Source organism: Nonomuraea solani, from assembly GCF_900108335.1.
Classification (GTDB): domain Bacteria; phylum Actinomycetota; class Actinomycetes; order Streptosporangiales; family Streptosporangiaceae; genus Nonomuraea; species Nonomuraea solani.
In genome coordinates, this window is record NZ_FNVT01000004.1 from 551069 (window position 1) to 569348 (window position 18280).

The 18280-nt window shown below is 69.2% G+C and carries 20 protein-coding genes and 1 tRNA gene; 13 read left to right on the forward strand and 8 right to left on the reverse strand.

From position 1 onward, the window contains the following. Positions 1-27 precede the first annotated feature (27 nt). Positions 28-528: a copper chaperone PCu(A)C gene (locus tag C4V41_RS18230; RefSeq protein ID WP_103957065.1), complete on the forward strand. Its 501-nt coding sequence runs from the start codon at positions 28-30 to the stop codon at positions 526-528. Continuing rightward, positions 525-1613: a Dyp-type peroxidase gene (locus tag C4V41_RS18235; RefSeq protein WP_200824055.1), complete on the forward strand. Its 1089-nt coding sequence runs from the start codon at positions 525-527 to the stop codon at positions 1611-1613. The genes C4V41_RS18230 and C4V41_RS18235 overlap by 4 nt, the downstream gene beginning before the upstream one ends. Positions 1614-1956: 343 nt before the next feature. Here the strand turns inward: C4V41_RS18235 and C4V41_RS18240 are convergent, their stop codons facing one another. Continuing rightward, positions 1957-3285, reverse strand: coding sequence for an aminotransferase class I/II-fold pyridoxal phosphate-dependent enzyme (locus C4V41_RS18240; RefSeq protein WP_200824056.1), 1329 nt, complete (start codon positions 3283-3285; stop codon positions 1957-1959). A 34-nt stretch (positions 3286-3319) separates the two neighbouring features. Here C4V41_RS18240 and C4V41_RS18245 point away from each other — a divergent pair, with 34 nt between their 5' ends. The 5 genes from C4V41_RS18245 (at position 3320) to C4V41_RS18265 (ending at position 8111) form a co-directional block, all read left to right on the forward strand. After that, a complete protein-coding gene (locus C4V41_RS18245) occupies positions 3320-3949 on the forward strand; it encodes an FMN-binding negative transcriptional regulator (RefSeq protein WP_103957067.1) in 630 nt (209 codons plus the stop codon). A gap of 18 nt (positions 3950-3967) precedes the next feature. Next, a complete protein-coding gene (locus tag C4V41_RS18250; protein ID WP_103957068.1) occupies positions 3968-4411 on the forward strand; it encodes a GbsR/MarR family transcriptional regulator in 444 nt (147 codons plus the stop codon). Between the two features lie 628 nt (positions 4412-5039). Further along, a complete protein-coding gene (locus tag C4V41_RS18255; RefSeq protein ID WP_103957069.1) occupies positions 5040-6437 on the forward strand; it encodes a DNA-3-methyladenine glycosylase 2 family protein in 1398 nt (465 codons plus the stop codon). Positions 6438-6562: 125 nt separating this feature from the next. Further along, entirely contained in the window at positions 6563-7795 is a 1233-nt protein-coding gene (locus C4V41_RS18260) for an MFS transporter (RefSeq protein WP_103957070.1), read from the forward strand. Further along, complete coding sequence (locus C4V41_RS18265) at positions 7785-8111, forward strand: antibiotic biosynthesis monooxygenase (protein WP_103957071.1); 327 nt, start codon at positions 7785-7787, stop codon at positions 8109-8111. The genes C4V41_RS18260 and C4V41_RS18265 overlap by 11 nt, the downstream gene beginning before the upstream one ends. A gap of 271 nt (positions 8112-8382) precedes the next feature. On the opposite strand, the gene C4V41_RS18270 is transcribed toward C4V41_RS18265, so the two are convergent. The 3 genes from C4V41_RS18270 to C4V41_RS18280 form a co-directional block, all read right to left on the reverse strand. After that, positions 8383-8916: a DEAD/DEAH box helicase family protein gene (locus C4V41_RS18270; protein ID WP_103957072.1), complete on the reverse strand. Its 534-nt coding sequence runs from the start codon at positions 8914-8916 to the stop codon at positions 8383-8385. A gap of 33 nt (positions 8917-8949) precedes the next feature. Then, positions 8950-9675 (reverse strand): hypothetical protein, encoded by a 726-nt coding sequence (locus tag C4V41_RS18275; protein WP_200824057.1) that lies wholly within the window; start codon positions 9673-9675, stop codon positions 8950-8952. A 104-nt stretch (positions 9676-9779) separates the two neighbouring features. Continuing rightward, positions 9780-10526 (reverse strand): SAM-dependent methyltransferase, encoded by a 747-nt coding sequence (locus tag C4V41_RS18280; RefSeq protein ID WP_103957073.1) that lies wholly within the window; start codon positions 10524-10526, stop codon positions 9780-9782. 180 nt (positions 10527-10706) lie between these two features. Between C4V41_RS18280 and C4V41_RS18285 the strand changes: the two genes are divergently transcribed. Further along, positions 10707-11531, forward strand: a complete 825-nt coding sequence (locus C4V41_RS18285) for an SPFH domain-containing protein (protein ID WP_235030203.1) — start codon at positions 10707-10709, stop codon at positions 11529-11531. 6 nt (positions 11532-11537) lie between these two features. Here C4V41_RS18285 and C4V41_RS18290 read toward each other — a convergent pair whose 3' ends face one another. After that, on the reverse strand, positions 11538-12401 hold the full coding sequence (locus C4V41_RS18290; RefSeq protein WP_235030204.1) for an NAD(P)-dependent oxidoreductase: 864 nt from the start codon (positions 12399-12401) through the stop codon (positions 11538-11540). 79 nt (positions 12402-12480) lie between these two features. Here C4V41_RS18290 and C4V41_RS18295 point away from each other — a divergent pair, with 79 nt between their 5' ends. Beyond that, a complete protein-coding gene (locus C4V41_RS18295; protein ID WP_103957074.1) occupies positions 12481-12870 on the forward strand; it encodes a MerR family transcriptional regulator in 390 nt (129 codons plus the stop codon). Between the two features lie 104 nt (positions 12871-12974). After that, a complete protein-coding gene (locus C4V41_RS18300) occupies positions 12975-13511 on the forward strand; it encodes a hypothetical protein (protein WP_103957075.1) in 537 nt (178 codons plus the stop codon). A 6-nt stretch (positions 13512-13517) separates the two neighbouring features. Here the strand turns inward: C4V41_RS18300 and C4V41_RS18305 are convergent, their stop codons facing one another. Then, a complete protein-coding gene (locus C4V41_RS18305; protein ID WP_103957076.1) occupies positions 13518-14105 on the reverse strand; it encodes a dihydrofolate reductase family protein in 588 nt (195 codons plus the stop codon). A 145-nt stretch (positions 14106-14250) separates the two neighbouring features. Here C4V41_RS18305 and C4V41_RS18310 point away from each other — a divergent pair, with 145 nt between their 5' ends. From C4V41_RS18310 to C4V41_RS66130, 3 genes are all read left to right on the forward strand, one after another. After that, on the forward strand, positions 14251-15708 hold the full coding sequence (locus tag C4V41_RS18310) for a beta-propeller fold lactonase family protein (protein ID WP_103957077.1): 1458 nt from the start codon (positions 14251-14253) through the stop codon (positions 15706-15708). Between the two features lie 76 nt (positions 15709-15784). Next, complete coding sequence (locus tag C4V41_RS18315; RefSeq protein ID WP_103957078.1) at positions 15785-16879, forward strand: calcium-binding protein; 1095 nt, start codon at positions 15785-15787, stop codon at positions 16877-16879. A 30-nt stretch (positions 16880-16909) separates the two neighbouring features. After that, positions 16910-17377, forward strand: a complete 468-nt coding sequence (locus tag C4V41_RS66130) for a transglutaminase domain-containing protein (protein WP_200824058.1) — start codon at positions 16910-16912, stop codon at positions 17375-17377. On the opposite strand, the gene C4V41_RS18325 is transcribed toward C4V41_RS66130, so the two are convergent. Continuing rightward, positions 17359-17432: transfer RNA gene (locus C4V41_RS18325), tRNA-Ile, on the reverse strand. The two genes, C4V41_RS66130 and C4V41_RS18325, sit on opposite strands and share 19 nt — an antisense overlap. Before the next feature lie 137 nt (positions 17433-17569). Further along, positions 17570-18280 (reverse strand): DUF3566 domain-containing protein, encoded by a 711-nt coding sequence (locus C4V41_RS18330; RefSeq protein ID WP_103957079.1) that lies wholly within the window; start codon positions 18278-18280, stop codon positions 17570-17572.

Below are 18280 nucleotides of genomic sequence, written 5' to 3' on the forward strand. Positions count from 1 at the left end.
CATGCCGGGTGGAAGAAAGGCATTCCCATGTTCTCTCGTCATGCCCTCGTGCTCGCGGCCGCCGTCGTGGCCCTGACCGGCTGCGGCACCGCCGCCCCTGCGGTCGCCCCTTCGCCGTCCGTTTCCGCTTCTGTCGCTCTCACCATCACCGACCCCTGGGTGAAGACCACCAAGGAGGGGATGACCGCCGCGTTCGGCACGCTGGTCAACAACGGTGACGCTCCGATCACGATCGTGTCCGGCAGCACGCCCCTGTCCTCCGTCGTCGAACTGCACGAGGTGGTCGAGTCCGGCGGCAAGATGGTCATGCGGCCCAAGAAGGGCGGTTTCGTCGTTCCCGCGCGCGGCACCCACCAGCTCCAGCCGGGCGGTGACCACATCATGCTGATGAAGGTCACGGAGAAGGTGCAGCCGGGGGCCAGGATCCCGTTCACGCTGCAGGTCCAGGGTGGCGAGCCACTGGAGTTCACCGCCGTCGGCAAGGACTTCGCCGGTGGCGAGGAGGACTACCAGCCGGGGCACAAGTGATCAGCCGTAGAGGGCTGATCACCGGGGGCGCCGCCGCCGCGGCCGGCGCCCTCGCGCGCCGCGAGACCCCGCCGGTCGAGCCTTTTCACGGTACGCACCAGGCCGGGGTGGCCACCGCACTGCAGGCGCACGCGGTCTTTCTCGGCTTCGACCTGCGACGAGGTACGCGTAAGGAGGCGATCGTCCGGCTGCTCCAGCTCCTGACGGACGACGCGGCCCGGCTCACCCAGGGGCGGCCCGCGCTGGCCGACACCGAGCCCGAGCTGGCCGCGACGCCGGCCCGGCTCACGGTCACGTTCGGGTTCGGGCCCGGGCTGTTCGAGGCGGCCGGGGTGGACTCGCCGGTCGCCCCGCTGCCCGCGTTCCGTACCGACCGGCTGGAGCAGCGGTGGAGCGGGGGTGACCTGCTCGTCCAGGTGTGCGCCGACGACGCGCTGACCGTGGCGCACGCCGTACGGATGATCGTGAAGGACACGCGGTCCTTCGCCCGGGTGCGGTGGACGCAGCGCGGGTTCCACAGTGGCAACCGGCGCAACCTGATGGGGCAGCTCGAAGGCACGGTCAACCCTGTCGACCTGGACCGAGCCGTGTGGATCGGCCAGGGCGCGCTGCGCGGCGGCACCACGATGGTGCTGCGCCGGATCCGGATGCGGCTGGAGACCTGGGACGCCGCCGACCGGGTGGCCAGGGAGTTCACCATCGGCCGCCGGCTGGACACGGGCGCACCGCTCACGGGTACGGCCGAGCGCGACACACCCGACTACGAGAGGAAGAACCGGCTCGGTTTTCCGGTCATTTCGGAGTTCGCCCACATCAGGCGCGCTCACGTGGCCGACCCCGGACAGCGCATCCTGCGGCGGCCCTACAACTACGACGAGGGCCTCACGGCGGACGGGGAGTCGGACTCCGGCCTGCTGTTCGCCTCCTACCAGGCGGACATCGCCCGGCAGTTCGTCCCCATCCAGCGGTTGCTGGCCGAGGGCGACCTGCTCAACGAGTGGATCACCGCAATCGGCTCAGCCGTCTTCGCCATCCCACCAGGCTGCGCCCCCGGCGGCTGGATCGGCGAAACCCTGCTGACCTGACCGCACCCGGCCCCACGTGCCGAACAACCACGGCGAACCGGCCGATCCGCCTGCCGTGCAAGGCGGTCCGGCCGGTTCACCTGCCCCTCACGCGGCAGGCGAACCGGCCGCACAACCCCCGCCCCACGCCGCAGACGAACCGGCCGAACCACCTCCACCCGCTCTCCTCCACACGGGGCAGGCGAGCCAGGCGCACGACCTCCCCTCACACCGCAGGCCAACCAGCCGGACCGCCTCCGCCTCACGCGGCGGACACACCGCCTCCCCCTCTTCCTCTTCGAAAGGACCGCGCCGAAGTGCGGCGGGATAGGACGAGAAGGAAAGTCATGTACGGAATTGAGGGCTATCCGTACCGACCACCAGCCGCCGGCCGGAGGGCTTCGGCGACGTCGCCGGCGAGCAGGTCGATCTCCTCCCGACCCAAGGAGGAGATCGTCAGCCGCAGCGCCGGCGACGTGCCGATGCGGTTGCGGGCACCAGGCGCGCAGGCCCAGCCACGGGCCAGCAGCCGGGTGATGGCGGTGCTCTCGTCCGCAACGGGAATCCACACGTTCAGCCCGCTACGGCCATGGGCCAGAACGCCCCGCCCGGCCAACGCCGTGACCAGGCCATCCCGGCGCTCCCCGTACGCCGCCGCCACCGCCGCCGTATCCACCGCCCCCGTCCCCCACAGGTGGGCCACGGCACGCTGCAGCAGGTGGCTCACCCACCCGGCGGCCAGCCGCTGCCGTCCGCGCAACCGGCCCAGCGTGACCGGATCCCCGGTGATCAGAGCCAGCCGCAGGTCAGGCCCGAACGCCTTGGCCGTGGAACGGGTGAGTATCCACCGCTTCGTGACCTCCGCCAACGGATGCAGCGGCAGGTCCACGAACCCCGACCCATGATCGTCCTCGATCAGCAGCACCTCCGGATACACCTCCAGCACCGCCCTCAGCGCCTCCGCCCGCTCACCGGAAACGGCCGCACCAGTGGGGTTCTGGGCCCGAGCGGTGATCACCACGGCCCGAACACCGATCCGCAGGGCCCGCGCGAGCTCGTCCGGCAGCGGCCCCTCATCGTCGAGCCGCATCGGCACGGGCCGCAGCCCGAGAACGGCGACCAGGTCGAGCAGCGCGGTCCAGCCCGGATCCTCCACGGCGATGGCGTCACCGGGACGCAGGTAGGTGGTCAACACGCGCTCGACCGCGTCAAGGGTGCCCGAAGTGATCGCCAACGGCGCGGCCGGTACGCCATCGGCCCGCAGCCGCTCCCCGGCCAGAGCGAGCAGCTCCTCATCATCACCGGTGCCGTACATGGCGGGCCGCTCCTCATGCGCCCGCGCCGCCGCGGCCAGGGCCTCGTGCAGGGGCGGCAGCAGGCGGGGGTCGGGGTTGCCCTTGGACAGGTCACGCACCCCCGGCGGCACCTCGATGCGAATCTCCTCCCTGAACGTGCTGGCAGGCCGGGGCCTGACGCGGGTGCCCCGCCGCCCGGCGGTCTCCACCACCCCACGTTCACGAAGCAGCCGGTACGCCGCCGCCGCCGTGGTCGGGCTCACCCCCGTCCGGGCGGCCACCTCGCGCACCGGGGGCAGCATCGTCCCTGGTGACAGCCGCCCCTCCGACACGGCGACCTCGACACCGGCCGCTATCTCACTGGCCGTCACGCCGGTGACCATGTATGTTTCTTGCACAATACACATTATGTACTAATACAAAGAGGTTTGTGTGCTTATTAACCCATGGGATGCGGCCCGGGACGAGGACGAGTGGCGGAGCTGGCTGCGTACGCGTGACTTCGGCCAGATCGCGGTCAACGGCGTGGACGGCGCCGCGCCGGTGGTGGTGCCGACGCATTTCCTGTTCGAAGGGGAGGAGATCGTGCTGCACCTGGCCAGGCCGAACCCGATCTGGACGGCGCTGGACGCCAACCCCGTGGCCGTCGTGAGCGTGCACGACGACTACGCCTACATTCCCAGCGGCTGGCGCGCGACCGGCGTACCGACCAGCTACTACGCCTCCGTGCAGCTCATCTGCCGGGCCGAGATCGTGGACTCCCGGGAGGGCAAGGCCGACATCCTGCGCCGCCAGCTCGCCCATCACCAGCCCGATGGCGACCATGGACTGATGGCCGCCGACGAGGGGCCGTACCACAAGATGTTGTCGGCCATCCGGGGGCTGCGGTTGTCCGTGGTGGACGTGCGGGCCAAGTTCAAGTACGACGATCAGCGGCCGGTCGAGTTCCGCGACCGCGTGGCCGCCGGGCTCGCCTCACGCGACCTGCCCAGGGACGCGGGGGCTCTGGAGCAGCAACGCAGGCGCATTCTTGCCGATGCCAATGGTTTCAGTTTGGAATGAAACGGTCACGTTGACCGCATGAGTCCCGAGCCAGAGCAGGTACGTGCCTGGGTCGAGCGGGTGGCGACGTTCGTCTCGGACGAGTGGGGCCTGGCCCCGATCCCCGGTCGTGTCCTGGGCTGGCTCATGGTCTGCGACCCGCCGGAACAGACCGCCGGCGAGATAGCGCAGGCCATCGGCGCCAGCCGCGCGTCCCTGACGACGAACCTGCATCTGCTGATGTCCATCAAGCTCATCCACCGGATCCGCAAGGCCGGGGAGCGGAACGTCTACTACCGGATCGAGGACGACGCCTGGTCGAAGGTCATCCGGCAGCAACTCGCCGCGTTCACCGCCTTCGACGAGCTGGCAGCGGAAGGGCTACGACTCGACTGGGCCGACGAAACCCAGACCAGGCGCATCCGCTCCGCCAGAACCTCCATCGCCGCCCTAGCCGAAGTCCTCACTCTCCGACTCGACTAGCCCCCCACCCCAAACACCCAGCTCTTAGCGACTCCTTCCCACCCCAAACACCCCAGCCCTTCGCAGCCCTCTCCCACGAGGAACGCCCCAAATTCCGCGACCCCTCCCACCACGAACGACCTCTCGCCCCTCGCGAGCGCGTTCCCTCACGAACGGGTCGCACCCCCTCACCGGCACCTTCCCCTCACGGACCACCCCCGGCCCTCGCGGGCGCCTTCCCTCATGGACCGCCCCCGACCCTCTCAGGCAGCCCTCCACAGACGATCCCTACCTGTCACGGACTCGCGGACCCGTCCCCATGACGGGCCAGCCCAACCCCCTCCCAGCACCACGACACTGACCACCCCGACCCCCCACAAGCGCATCAACCCACGCACCGTCCGGGCTCCTCGCGCGCACCTCACCACGGACCGCCCTTCGCTCCCCTCGCAGGCGTCCCTACCGCGGACGACCCCTGGCCTTCCACAGGCGCCCCACCACCGGCCGCCCCTGCCTCTCACGAGCACCCCCACCACCGACTGCTCCCGGATTTCCCTTCCTGTCTCCGAGCTCGAGCCAGCCGCAAAGACTCACTTGATGGCCGATCGTCACTAGTGACCGCGCTGGGAGAGCCGGAAGAGTAGGCGGCATGCTCGCAGACGAAGACACCTACGCCGTGCTCAGAAGCCGGGACGGCCGCTTCGACGGCCGGTTCTTCGTCGCCGTCGTGACCACCGGCGTCTACTGCCGCCCAAGCTGCCCGGCCGCCCTGCCCAAGCGGGAGAACGTGCGCTTCTACCGATCCTCGGCAGCGGCCCTGGAAGCGGGGTTCCGCGCCTGTAAGCGTTGCCGCCCCGACACCACCCCCGGCTCCCCCGAATGGAACGTCCGAGCCGACGTCACCGGCCGCGCGATGCAGCTGATCGCCGACGGCCTGGTGGACCGCGAGGGCGTCGGCGGCCTGGCAGCCAAGCTCGGCTACAGCGAACGCCAGCTCCGCCGCCAGCTCACCACCGACCTGGGCGCGGGCCCGCAGGCCCTGGCCCGCGCCCAACGGGCCGCCAACGCCAGAACGCTCCTGGAGACCACGGATCTCCCGGCGAGCGAGATAGCGTTCGCAGCCGGTTTCTCCACGATTCGCCAGTTCAACGACACCCTCCGCAAGGTGTACGGCACGACGCCCACCGCCCTGCGTGGCTCCCGCCCCGCGAACCACCCTCCCGGCGTGCTCCACCTGCGCCTGGCCTACCGACCGCCAATCGATCTGACCTACCTGTTCGCCTACCTGGCCGAACGCGCCATCCCCGGCCTGGAGGAGGCCACGACCACCTCCTACCGCCGCGCCCTGACCCTCCCGCACGGCCTGGGCCTCGTCACCCTCCGCCCGGCAAAGGCGTACGTCTCCTGCGAACTGCGGCTGGACGACTACAAAGACCTCGCCGCCGCCGTACGCCGCTGCCGCCGCCTCCTCGACCTGGACGCCGACCCCCGGGACATCGCCGACCACCTCACCCAAGACCCCCACCTGGCCGACTCGGTCATGGCCACCCCCGGCAGACGCGTCCCCGGCACCGTCGACCCGGCCGAAATGGCGATACGAGCGATCGCCAACGAGGAGACCCCCGCCGGCAAAACCCTCCTGACCCACCTGATCCACACCTACGGCACCCCCGTACACGGCATCCACGCCTTCCCGCTCATGCACACCCTGACCGATCCGGACCTGCCACCCCCGATCACCGCCATGGCCACGGCGTTGACCACCGGCACCGTCAACCTGGGCCCAGAGGCCGACCGCGACCAGGCCGAACGCGACCTCCGCACCTTGCCGGGCATCCAAGAGGACACCATCGCCAGGATCCGCATGAGAGCCTTCGGCGACCCCGACGTCTTCCTGCCCGCCGACCCTGCCGTCCAGGAAGGACTCCACCGCCTGGGACTCACGGCGCAGCAGGCACACCGCTGGCGCCCGTGGCGCTCCTACGCGATGCACCACCTGATCACACCCGGACCGCCGCACTGCCCCAACGTCCGAGGGCTCCTCTGACCCGCACTGCCTCGACCCAGAGTTGCCCCACCCAGAGTTGCCCCGAGCCCGCACACGCGGAACCCACCTGCCCTCATCGCCCCCCAACGCGCACCCATCCATCCACCCCTCAAGGACCCGATCCCGTGTCGACCTACCTGTCCCTTCTCAAGTCCAGGCGAGACTTCCGCCACCTCTGGCTGGGTTCGTCCATCTCCGTGATGGGCGACAGCATGACGTTCATCGCCCTGTCCTGGCTCGTCCTGGCCCAGCCCGACGGCACCGCGCGCCTCGGTCTGCTGGCCATCTGCTACACCGCCCCCGTCCTGATCGGCGGCCTGGCCGCGGGCCCGCTCCTCGACCGTTTCGACAAGCGGACAGCACTGATCGCCGACAGCGTCCTGCGCGGCCTGGCAGTGGCCTCCATCCCGTTCGCGGCCGTGGTGGCAACCGTCCCGACCTGGCTCCCCTTCCTCGTCGCGGCCCTGTACGGCCTGCTGAAAATGATCCCGATGGCCGCCGTCCCCGCCGCCATCCCCGACCTCGTAACCCCCGGGGAACGCGACGCCGCCAACGCCCTGGAATCCGTGAGCTACTCCTTGTCGGGCATCATCGGCTTCACCGCGGCGGCCCCCCTCCTGCACGCCCTCGGCCCAGAGGCCATCCTGGCCCTGGACGCCGCCACGTACGCCTGCTTCGCCATCACCGTCCGCCTCATTCGCAAGCCCATGCGCCACCGGCCACACCCGTCGACCCCGCCCAAGAGCCCCACCCCCGTCTTCCGCGACAAGATCCTCATCGGCACGACGCTCGCCTTCATGGCGTTCAACATCGCCGAAGGCGCGATGACCATGGTCGTCGCCCCCTGGCTGGCCAAGGAGCACCTCCCGGGAAACGGCGCCACCCTGTCGCTCCTCATGGCCGCCCTGTCGGCCGGCGAACTCCTCGGCGGTTTCGCGGCCGGAGCCTGGCGCCCCAGAATCGGCAGGCTGACAGCGATCGCCCTGGTCGAGCTGGTGGCGGCCGCAGGCTTCCTCGCCGTCCTCGCCACCCCGGAAGTGCTCCCGGTGGCTGCGGGCTTCCTGATCATCGGCACGTTCAGCGCGCCCATGACCGTCTGGGCCCAGTCGCTGCGCATGGAACGCATCCCGCCCTCCCAGCGCGGCCGCGTCTTCAGCGTCTTCCGTACGATGATGCAGGCGACCCCGCCCATCGGCGCCGCCCTGATCACTCCCCTGCTGGTAACCGGCGACCTGACAGGCGCCGTGATCCTGATGACGACCCTGGCCGCCCTCCCCGCCCTCCTCCTGCTGCTCCTGCGCGAGACCCCCGAGCCCGCGATCCACCAGACCCCCGAAGGAGCCCAGCATGATCGCTAGAATCTGGCACGCCACCGCCACCCCGTCGGGTGCCGACGCCTACCGGCGGCACTTCACGGAAGCGGTCCTCCCCGAGCTCCAGAAGATCACCGGCCACCAAGGCGCGTATCTCCTCCAACACCCCGCCGCCGAACAGGTCGACATCCAGGTCATCACCTTCTGGGCATCTCTCGACGCCATCAGGAGCTTCGCCGGCGAAGACCTCGACACGGCCGTCGTCGAACCGGACGCCCAAGCCGCCCTCCTGACCTACAGCGCCACCGTCGTCCACCACGACGTCATCATCGCGGCTCCGCAGCCGTCCACCGCCCCCTGATTCCACAACTGTGGATAACTCCCCCACCCTGTGGATAACTTCTTGGGATAACCCCTGCGGCCACCCGCTCCAGAGCCCGCGAACGACGCCCGCGAAGACCCGTCGGCCCGATCCCTGAGCCACCCCGCCCCATCCGAACGTTTCCCCAGCTCAGGACCACTAACAAGGAGGCCATCCCCGCCGCCAATACCACACTCCGACACCCTCGGAACCCCATCCCCCGGCAATGCCGAACCCCGCCTTACCACACAGCCGCGAGCGGCGGGCCCTGTTACCCACACCCTGTGGATGAAGGACGGATAACGAGGCCCGCGATGTGGCGGGCCACCTCCTCCGGCAGCAGGCCGGTCGTGTCCACGACCTCGCCCTCCCGGCTCAACCAGGCGAAAGCCTCCTGGTACGCCGCCAGGTGCTCCAGCCGCCAATTGCCGACCGCCTCAGCGTCCGGCTCGATGCGCCGGACGAGCGTGTCCTGATCGGTGTGCAGCACGAAGAGCCGTACGGGAATGCCCGCACTCTCCAGCCCGTCGCGGATCTCCCGCCAGTACTCCTCGAACAGGACGGTCTGCGGCATCACCAGCACCCCGCCCACATAGTCGAGGAGCTGCGCCGCGGTCTCCACGACGAGGTGGCGCCACGGCTTCCAGTGCTGGAAGTTCCCGAGCCGCGGCAGGTTGGACACGGTCGTCAGCATGTAGCCGACCTGCTCGGGATCGAAGTAGCGAGCATCTGGAACGAGCGGGACGAGCTCTTTGGCGGTGCTCGTCTTGCCCGCCCCGAACGTACCGTTCAGCCAGATGACCATGACGATCAGCGTAACCGGAGGGTTACGCGAAGATCACCAGTTCCAGTACGACTTCGCCTCAGACTTCCACTCCTTCGGGAAGTACTGGTGGATCTTGAAAGCCATCCCCTTGCCCCGCGCGATGTACTGGTCGCGTTCGAGCTTCCTGGCGATCGGCTTGCCCGGACTGCCGTTGTTGTCCCACCAGGATTCCCACTGCTTGATGCAGGTCTGACCACCGAGGTAGCGGTTGGAGCAGGGCGCGGGCGGCGACCAGATCTGGGTGTGCCCGAAGTCGACGACCTTCCCGGAGGACTGCTCAGTGATCGTCCCCCACGCCTTCAGGCAGTACCCCGTCGAAGGAATGTCCCACTTCACGTAGTGCTGAGGCCCGGAGGTGGCGAAAGTCCGCAAATTTCCGCACTTGGCGTCGCCGATCTGCTCCTTCGTGACCCGAACGGTGTAGTACGTGCCGTTGTCCCGCCACCCGTCCAGCGTGAGCCAGTCACCACTGTGGACGAACTTCTCGGCGTACGACGGCGGCCACGTCTTCGGGTCGCCCCAGCTGATCTCCGAGGACGTGGACGACAACGGCTTCCACGTCCACTGCCCCGCCGCCTGGCCATCGGCCCAGTGCTGGCCCGCGCTGCGCTCGCCGAACCGCGAGTACTCGCCGTAGTTCTCGGCCGCCTGCGCGGGCCCGGGCATCCCCGCGAGCGCCGCGACCACCGCCGCCCCCACGACGACGGCCGGCCGCGTACACCCTCGTCTCACTCTCACGGGTCAGCACGATATCGACGCTCCCACGGGGCGGCGCGACACATCAAAATTCCTCGAATGGTGCGCGCGCCCCGGCCCACCAGGGCCGGGACGCGCACTCAGCGTCAGCGCCTCATGAGGGCGAAGACGCCCCAACCGAGATACTCGCGCTGATACCTGGCATGCCGCACCGGCGCCGCCGTCAGCTCGGCACGCAGTTCCCCGGCGAGCTCGTCGTCGGGGTTCGCGTCGAGCCAGCGCCGCAGGTTCAGCCACTGGGCGGCCGCGTATCTGTCCCAGCTGTCCTGATCGGCCAGGACCATCTCCACGACGTCCCAGCCGAGCTCCCCGAACGACTCGAGCAGCCCCGGCAGGGACCGCAGCTCGTCCTTGGCGCTCATGTGGCAACCTTCGACAGTGGCCTGGTCGGGCGGGTCGAGGCGCCAGAAGGGCTCCCCGACCAGCGCCGTCCCGCCCGGCCGGAGGCTGCGCCCGAGCAGGTCGAGGGTGCCGGCTACGCTGCCGCCGATCCAGGTCGCGCCCACACACGACGCGACGTCGACCGGCTCGCCGGACACGTACGCCGACGCGTCGCCGTGCACGAACGTGACCCGATCACCGACGCCCAGCTCCGCGGCCCGTTCCCGCGCCGCCGCGGTGAACACGGTGCTGACGTCGACACCGACGCCCGTCACCTGATGGTCGCGCGCCCAGGTGCACAACATCTCGCCCTTGCCGCAGGCGAGGTCGAGCATCCGGGTGCCGGGCGGCAGCGCCAGCGCGCGGCCGAGGGTGGCGAGCTTGCCGGTGGTGAAGGGGTTGAGAACGCGGTGACTGCTCTCGCGAATGGTGAAGCTACGTGGAAGATCCACTTCTGAAGTTCCTTATGGTCGAAGACGCGGTACGTACGGATCGCGGCCGGACAGAACCGACCACACGCGCCAGGACCGTCATACAATGCACCTCTTCACGTGGCTGAAACGTATGCCCGCGCGAGGCTAGACCGCCCCCATCAGCTACGTCCACTCATTTACCAGCGAAAGAGCCCCCCTGTGAAGCGCATCGCCCTGCCCGCCTGCCTGCTCGCCGCCACCATGGCCACCGGCTGTTCGATCACCACCCCGCAGCCCGACCAGAAGGGCATCGTCTACGACGCGGGCATGTTCTCCGACACCACGTTCCAGAACTGCATCGACCCCGGCTCCCGCGACGTGTCCGGGCCTGGCGACCAGGGCTTCGTCTACCCGAACGGGCAGCGTACGTTCGAGTTCGCCAACAAGGACTCCGCCGAGTCCAAGCCGCTCACCGTCGTCACCAAGGACAACCTGGAGATGACCGTCTCCGGCGTCGCCACCTTCAGCCTGACCACGGACTGCGGGACGCTGCGCAAGTTCCACGAGCAGATCGGGCTGAAGTTCAAGGCGTACGAGGACGAGGGCTGGAACCGGCTGCTCGGCGTCTACATCGGCCAGCCGCTGGACCGGGCGATGGACGCGGCGGCGAAGGCGTACGGCTGGAAGGACCTGTTCTCCAATCCCACGATCAAGCAGGAGTGGGAGAAGTCGGTGGCCACGTACGCGGCGCAGTTCATCAAGGAGCAGGGCGGCGAGGGCTTCTTCGGCGGCTTCTCCGTCACCCTGCAGCAGCCGCAGCCGCCGCAGGGCGTACGCGACGCGCTCGCCTCAGCCCAGCAGGCGGTCGAGGAGAACACGGCGCAGAAGGCGAAGAACGAGAAGGCCCGCACCGAGATGGAGGCCATCAAGGCGCTGGTCGAGGTGCTCGGCCCCGAGGGCGCGGTGATGTGGCAGGCGGTCAAGGACGGCCGGGTGTCCTTCGTCGTCTCCGACGGCGGCGTCTCGGTCGCGCCGAAGCGGTAGCCGTCCTCACACCTTGCGGAACTGCTCGATCAGGGCCGCGTAGCCATCCCCGCCGCGCCCGTCCGCGACGGCCCGATCGGCCAGCGCCTTGACGAACTTCGGCAGTTCGGCGTTGACACCGAGCATCTCGCTCTCGTGGATGAGGTGCCGCATCGCGCCCAGATGAGTATCGAGAGTGGAGTCAATGGCCGGATACGCGCCATCGTCGATCTGCCGCGCGTAGTCGGCCACCCACCCCGCCACGGTCCCGATCCCCGTCTTCGCGATCGGCGCGAACGTGGCGGCGTCCACACCGGCCGTGCCGAGCAGGGCGGCCCCCTGGAGGAAACCGTTCAGAATGCTCCACATCAGCCCCAGCATGGCCACGTCGTACAGCGACGCCAGGCCGTGGTCGGCGCCGAGGTAGGTTCCCGTGCCTAGGCTCCGCAGCGCCGGCACGAAAGCGGACTCCGGCCCGCTGTAGATGATCGACGCTTCCGCCGTGCCGATGGCCGCGGGGACCGCCAGAATCGCCCCATCAAGGTACGAAGCCCCCAGCCGCGCCGCCCACTCGCCGCTCTCCCTGGCCTCCTGCGACGTACCCGAGGTCAGGTTGACCAGCACCCGGCCGTCGAGCGCCGTACCGACCGGATCGAGCAACGCGCGCACGGCCACGTAGTCCGACACGCACACGACCACGAGCGAGCCGGCCTCGACGGCCTCCTCGACGGAGCCGGCGAGCCGCGCACCCTGGGCGACCAGCTCGCCGGCCTTCTCCGGCGTCCGGTTCCACACGGTCGTGGGATGCCCGTCGCGCAGGAACGCCCCGGCCAGCGCCTGCCCCATCAGACCCAGCCCGATGACCGTCACGGATGTGTTGTTCTGCATCATGTGCCCCCTAGAGGCGATTTGGTGGTGATGGCAGAATCATGAACGTTCACACCAATATGAAGGTCAAGGAGAACGCAGCGTGCTGATCGGAGAACTGAGCCGCCGCACCGGTGTCCACACGCACCAGCTGCGCTACTACGAGTCCCAGGGCCTGCTCGAACCGGCCCGCGGCAACAACGGCTACCGCGAGTACGGCAGCGACGCCATCCTGACCGTCACCCAGATCAGAAGGCTGCTCGAAGCCGGCCTGTCGACGGCGGAGATCGGCTTCATCCTCCCCTGCGCCACCGGCTCAGGCCCCGACCTCGAACCCTGCCCCGACCTCCTCGACACCCTGCGCGCCCGCCTGCACGGCCTGGACGACCACATCGACACGCTCGTCCGCTCCCGCCAGGCCCTTAACGACTACATCCACACCACCGAACGACGCGTCTCCACGCTCTACCCGGCGTGCGACGCGACACCCTGAAAGTTTCAGGCACTCACCTGCGGAAACGGGTGCGCTGCTGGTGCTCTCCGCGCGGCCGGTCCTATGGTGACGATCCCTGCCACCGGCCGTGAAGAGGGACCCCCATGGCACTCCGCCCCCGCCTCATCCGTCCTGTCCTCGCGTTATGCACCGCTCTGGCGGCCACCGCGACCGTGCTCACACCGGCCGCGCACGCCGACACCTATCGCACCGCGACGTCGAGCGGCTGGGGCCCGAACTGGTCGGCCGGCGCGGCGAACGCGGAGGCCAACGCCCGCGCCGAGCTGAACCGGCAGGCCGCCCAGGCGGGCGAGGTATGTCCGAACGTGACCACGTCGTCCACCCACGTCTACACGGCTCCGGACGGCTCGGCGTACGTCTTCCAGGGCACCGCCTCGGGCACCTGCGTCCCGCAACCGCCGGCGCCGACGTACCCGGTGCCGCGCACGGAGACCCGCCAGGCCGGTGGGGCGACCTCCAGCGCGGCCATCCAGGCCGGTCACCAGGCGGCCCGCGCGGCGATCCTGGCCGTGGGCGTGTCCTGCACGGGCTGGACCACGACGTCGAACCTCGTCTGGGCGGCGCCCGGCAGCGTCTGGTACATCTACGACGTCACGGTCTCGGCGAACTGCACCAACTGACCGAAATCAGCGGCGGACCCGGTAGCGAATATGGGTCGCCTCCGGCGTGTCGATGACCCGCACGATGTCCAGCTCGACCCGGAACGGCAGCACGTCGAACAGCCGGCGCCCGCCACCGAACAACACCGGGACCTGGTGGATCTGCAGCTCGTCCAGCACCCCTGCCTCAAGCGCCCGCTGAGCCGTGTACGCGCCGTGCACCATCACGTCCCGATCCCCGGCGGCCGCCTTGGCCTGCGCCATCGCGCTCTCGATCCCCTCGGCCACGTAGGTGACCAGCGGATAGTTCGCGACCGACGGGCCGGGCGGCCGGTGGCTGAGCACGAAGATCGGCGCCTTGCGGCCGTGGTGCTCGCCGCCCCAGTGATCGACCTGCTCCGCGGTCCGCCGCCCCACCACGATCGCGCCGGTCGCATGGTATTCGTCGGCGAACCGCCCGGCCGCCCCGTCCGTCCGGTGCTTCTCCTTGTCGGGCGTCAGACCCCACTCGTGCAGCCGTACGAAGCCGTCGCCGCCGGGATTGTCCGGCCCGTCGTTAGGGGCCGCGATGTACCCGTCGAGAGACATCGACATGTAGAGCACCGATGAGGACATAAGTCAGCTCCTTACCTTCAACAGGCACCTTTCCCTCCACGCGCAGGCATCGCAAGTGGTACGGACAGGACATTTGGCGGACATCAGGGAACGCGATGGAACGCCTATGTGGTGGAGTCCCGCCGACTGAAGAAGAGGACAGAAGTTGAGACATCATCAAGGCCTCCGTCTGCTGTCCGTCACCGCGCTGCTGGTCGCGGGGACGCTGACTCAGCCGGAACCGGCACCCGCGGGCGAGCGCGCCGTGTACGTGACCAACAGCGAAAGCTCCGACATCTCCAGGTTCGTCGTCGACGCGGCCACCGGACGCCCGATCCTGACCGGCGACCGCGTGACCGCGGGCCCGGGAGTCCGTCAGATGGCGTTGACCCCGGACGCCCGTCTGGCCTACGCGTCCAACGCGGGAAACGGCACGATCTCGGCCTACAAGATAGGGCCGCAGGGCCGGCTGATCCCGCAGGCCACCGTCCCGACCGGCGGAGACACCCCGTTGGGCATCGTCGTGACACCGGGCGGGCGCTTCCTGTACGTCGCCCATGTCTTCAGCAGGTCGGTGGCCGGTTTCGCGATCGCTCCCGGCGGCCGGCTCAGCCCGCTCAGCGGCTCTCCCACCCAGACCAGCGTGGCCAATCCGCGAGGAGTGGCGGTGACACCCGACGGCCGGTTCCTGTACGTCGGTCACGGCGATCCCGGCCCCGATCGGCTCAACTCGATCGGCGCGATCAGCACCTTCGCCATCAAGACCGACGGCACCCTCACCGAGATCGAAACGCCGATCCGGCTGGGCCGCTTCTGCGGAGCCATGACCATCGTGCCCGACGGCAGCCGCCTCTATCTGACGTGCAGCGACACCTCTGAAATTCACGGTTTCGCGATCGGCGCCGACGGCGCGCTGACCGCCCTGCCCCACTCGCCGTACGCCGTGCCGACCTTCCCCGAGGGCATCATCGCCTCACCCGACGGACGTTTCGTCTACGTGGCCAGCCCGGCCCCGGGAACCGGCGGCACCCCGCCCGGCGACGGCGCGGTGTCAGGCTTCGCCGTCGGCGCCGACGGCGCACTCACGCCAGTGCGGAGATCACCGCTCCCGGCCGGCATCGGCCCGGTCGGGATCACCATCTTGCCGGACGGACGCTTCCTCTACGCCTCCACCGGCGACCCCCGCGACGACGGATTGGACGGCGCGCTCAGCGCGTTCGGCCTCGACGCCGCAGGAACCATGCGGCCCCTGCCCGGCTCGCCCTTCCCCACCGGCGGCGTGGGCCCCGCCTACGGCTCGGCCGCGGTCCTGCCCGACCAGGGCCCGGTCGCGAGCTTCACGCCCCGCGTCGTCGCCGGCCGTACGGTGACCTTCGACGCGTCGGCGTCCACCGACCCGGACGGACAGGTGGCGCGCCATCACTGGACCTTCGGCGACGGCACCTCCCTGACCACCGCCGGCCCCCGGGCCACCCACACCTACCCACGAGCCGGCACGTTCCGGGTGACCCTGACCGTCACCGACAACGAAGGCTGCTCAACGGCCCTCATCTCCACCGGGCAGGCCGTGCTGTGCAACGGCACCCCAGCCGCGACCACCGCACGCGACATCCTCATCCGATAGACGGAAGAAAAACGGAAGAGCGGCCCCATAACATCCGCCTACCTCGGCCGCTTATTCCTGAACAACCGGAGCCTTTATGAATCCCATCGTCCCCACAGCAAAGCGCGGAATCGGCGCGGCGGCACTGGCGGCGGGAATGGTGTTAGCCTCGCCGATCACCGCCGGTGCCGCCGCGGCTCCGCCCGCGACCTATGCCAGCGTGGTCGGGGACACGCTGAATGTCGACGGAAATTACGAAAGCAACCACATCACCATTACCCCGGCCGCCTACGGCCGGGTGCGCATCGCCGATGCGAACAACCCGACGCTGCCGGGCGGCGACTGCATCGACATCACCGACCACGAGGTCGAATGCGGGCTGAGCGGCACCCCCACAGGTCTGGACGTCGACGGCCACGAAGGCGCCGACACGATCATCAACCTGCTGCCCACGAGCAATAAGACGCAAGCCCGCCTTCACGGCGGCTCCGGAAACGACGTCATCTACGGCGGCCCCGGAGTGCAGTGGCTCAATGGCGGTCTCAGCCCCGACGACCTGGCCGCGAACCAAGGAAGGCCGGACACCGGCAACGACAAGCTCTTCGGCGGTTGCGCGCAGGAATGCGCCGACAGCGGCGACCTGCTGGAAGGCTCGGACGGCAACGACGGCCTGACCGGAGGCCCGGGCAACGACGACCTGCGAGGCGGGATCGGCGTCGACACCTACGCCGGCGGCAGCGGCCGGGACGTGGTGAGCTACGCGGACAAGGGGGTGCGGGTGCAGGCCTCCCTGAACAACGTCGCCGACGACGGCATCGCCGGCGAACAGGAGAACCTCCCGAACGACGTGGAAGACATTTACGGCGGACGCTCCGCCGACGTCCTCACCGGCAACGACGCGGACAATACCCTGAATGGCGGCCCCGGCGGCGGCGACGCCCTCTACGGCAACGGCGGCAGCGACACGCTGTACGGCGGCTCAGGCGTGGACAAACTCTACGGCGACTACAAAGACAGCGCCATGACCTATGGCAACGACTATTTGTACGGCGGAGCGGACGGCGACCTGCTCGTCGGCGGCTGGGGCATCGACCACAGCCGCGAATACGACTACGACACGGGCACGGATACCTGCCAGTCGGTGGAATCCGAAGACCACGACAAATGCGAAGCCGTGCTCCCCTGGCCATAAACAGAATTTCTGAACAATGAGCGGCAGATTTTGACACCTATCTCGCGGCCGGAAGAAGCCACCTTCTGCGGACCATCATCGGCCGAGACCCCGCACCGCGACTTCGCGCTCCTGTACTGCTCGTTCCTCCGTCACGCGGGCATTCCCGCCCGCGTGCGGATCGGCTTCGCCGACCACTTCGGCCCCGACGGCGACCACGCGGTGACGGATCGACTTCGACTCCCTGGCTGCGGGCAAGGCATGGCAGGCGATCCGGTCAGGCGGGGCGGACCCGACGACGTCCGGTCTCCATCCCCCGGAAGAGGGACCGATGTACGGGGAGTGGTTCGTGGCACACCCGGGTCGACCTGGCCGCGCCGAACAAGCTCGAAACGCTGCTGTGGGACATCTGGGGAGCGGGCGGCTCCGCCGGCAACCGACCTGATGCCGGGCAAAGCAAAAGGCCGCCCTCCGATTTCCGGAAAACAGCCTCTGAAGTGTGGGGCTACCAGGACTTGAACCTGGGACCTCTTCCTTATCAGGGAAGCGCTCTAACCGTCTGAGCTATAGCCCCGCGCACACCGAACGGTATCGCATCCGCAGAACGGAGGCGAACCGGTTGTTCGGACAGAGAAAAGCTTACCGCCTCCAGCAGGCTGCTCGCGCCGTACCCACATCTCAGTACGGCGCGAGCACCCGTCCGCGAAACGGCTACTCCGCCTCGCTGAACGTCACCTCAACGCCCCCGACCAGGTCAGAGGCGATGTTGTAAATGACCGCCCCCAACGTGGCGAGAGCCGTGATCAGGACCACGTTCACCGCCCCGATCAGCGCGGTGTAGCCAAGGATCCGCACCGGCTCGAACCACGAGGCGATGTCGATCGGGATAGAGCTCTGCCCCTGCTCACCCTGGCCGAGCTGGTTGACCAGGTCGACGACCGAGTCGAACACTCCCAAAGCCGACAACACGCCATAGAGCACGGCCACGGCCACGAACAGCACCACGAAGCAGACCAGGGACACCACGAAGCTGAACTTCATGGCCGACCACGGCTCGACGCGGCGCAGGACGAGATGGGCCTTGCGCGGCAACCGGCCGCCGCCCCCGCCGTTCGGCTTCTTCTTGTTGTTGTTGGTCAGTTCGAGGGCCGGCGGCGGAGCCTCCGTGGCCAGGGACGGGCGGAGGCGAACCGTCTCGTTGCCCTCCGGCGGCTTGCCACCAGGAGGCGGCGGTGACGACGGAGGAGGGGGCGGCGGCGGGGAAGGCTTGGGGTCCTCCTTGGCGGGAAGGGGCCTGCCCTGCGCGGGCGAGGTCTCCTTACCCTCCTCGACCGCGTCGAAGATCTCGGGTTTCGCCGGCTTCGGCTGCTGTCCGTTACCCGAAGCCGCCTTTGTTCTGGCGGGGCCACCCTGGGCACTCAT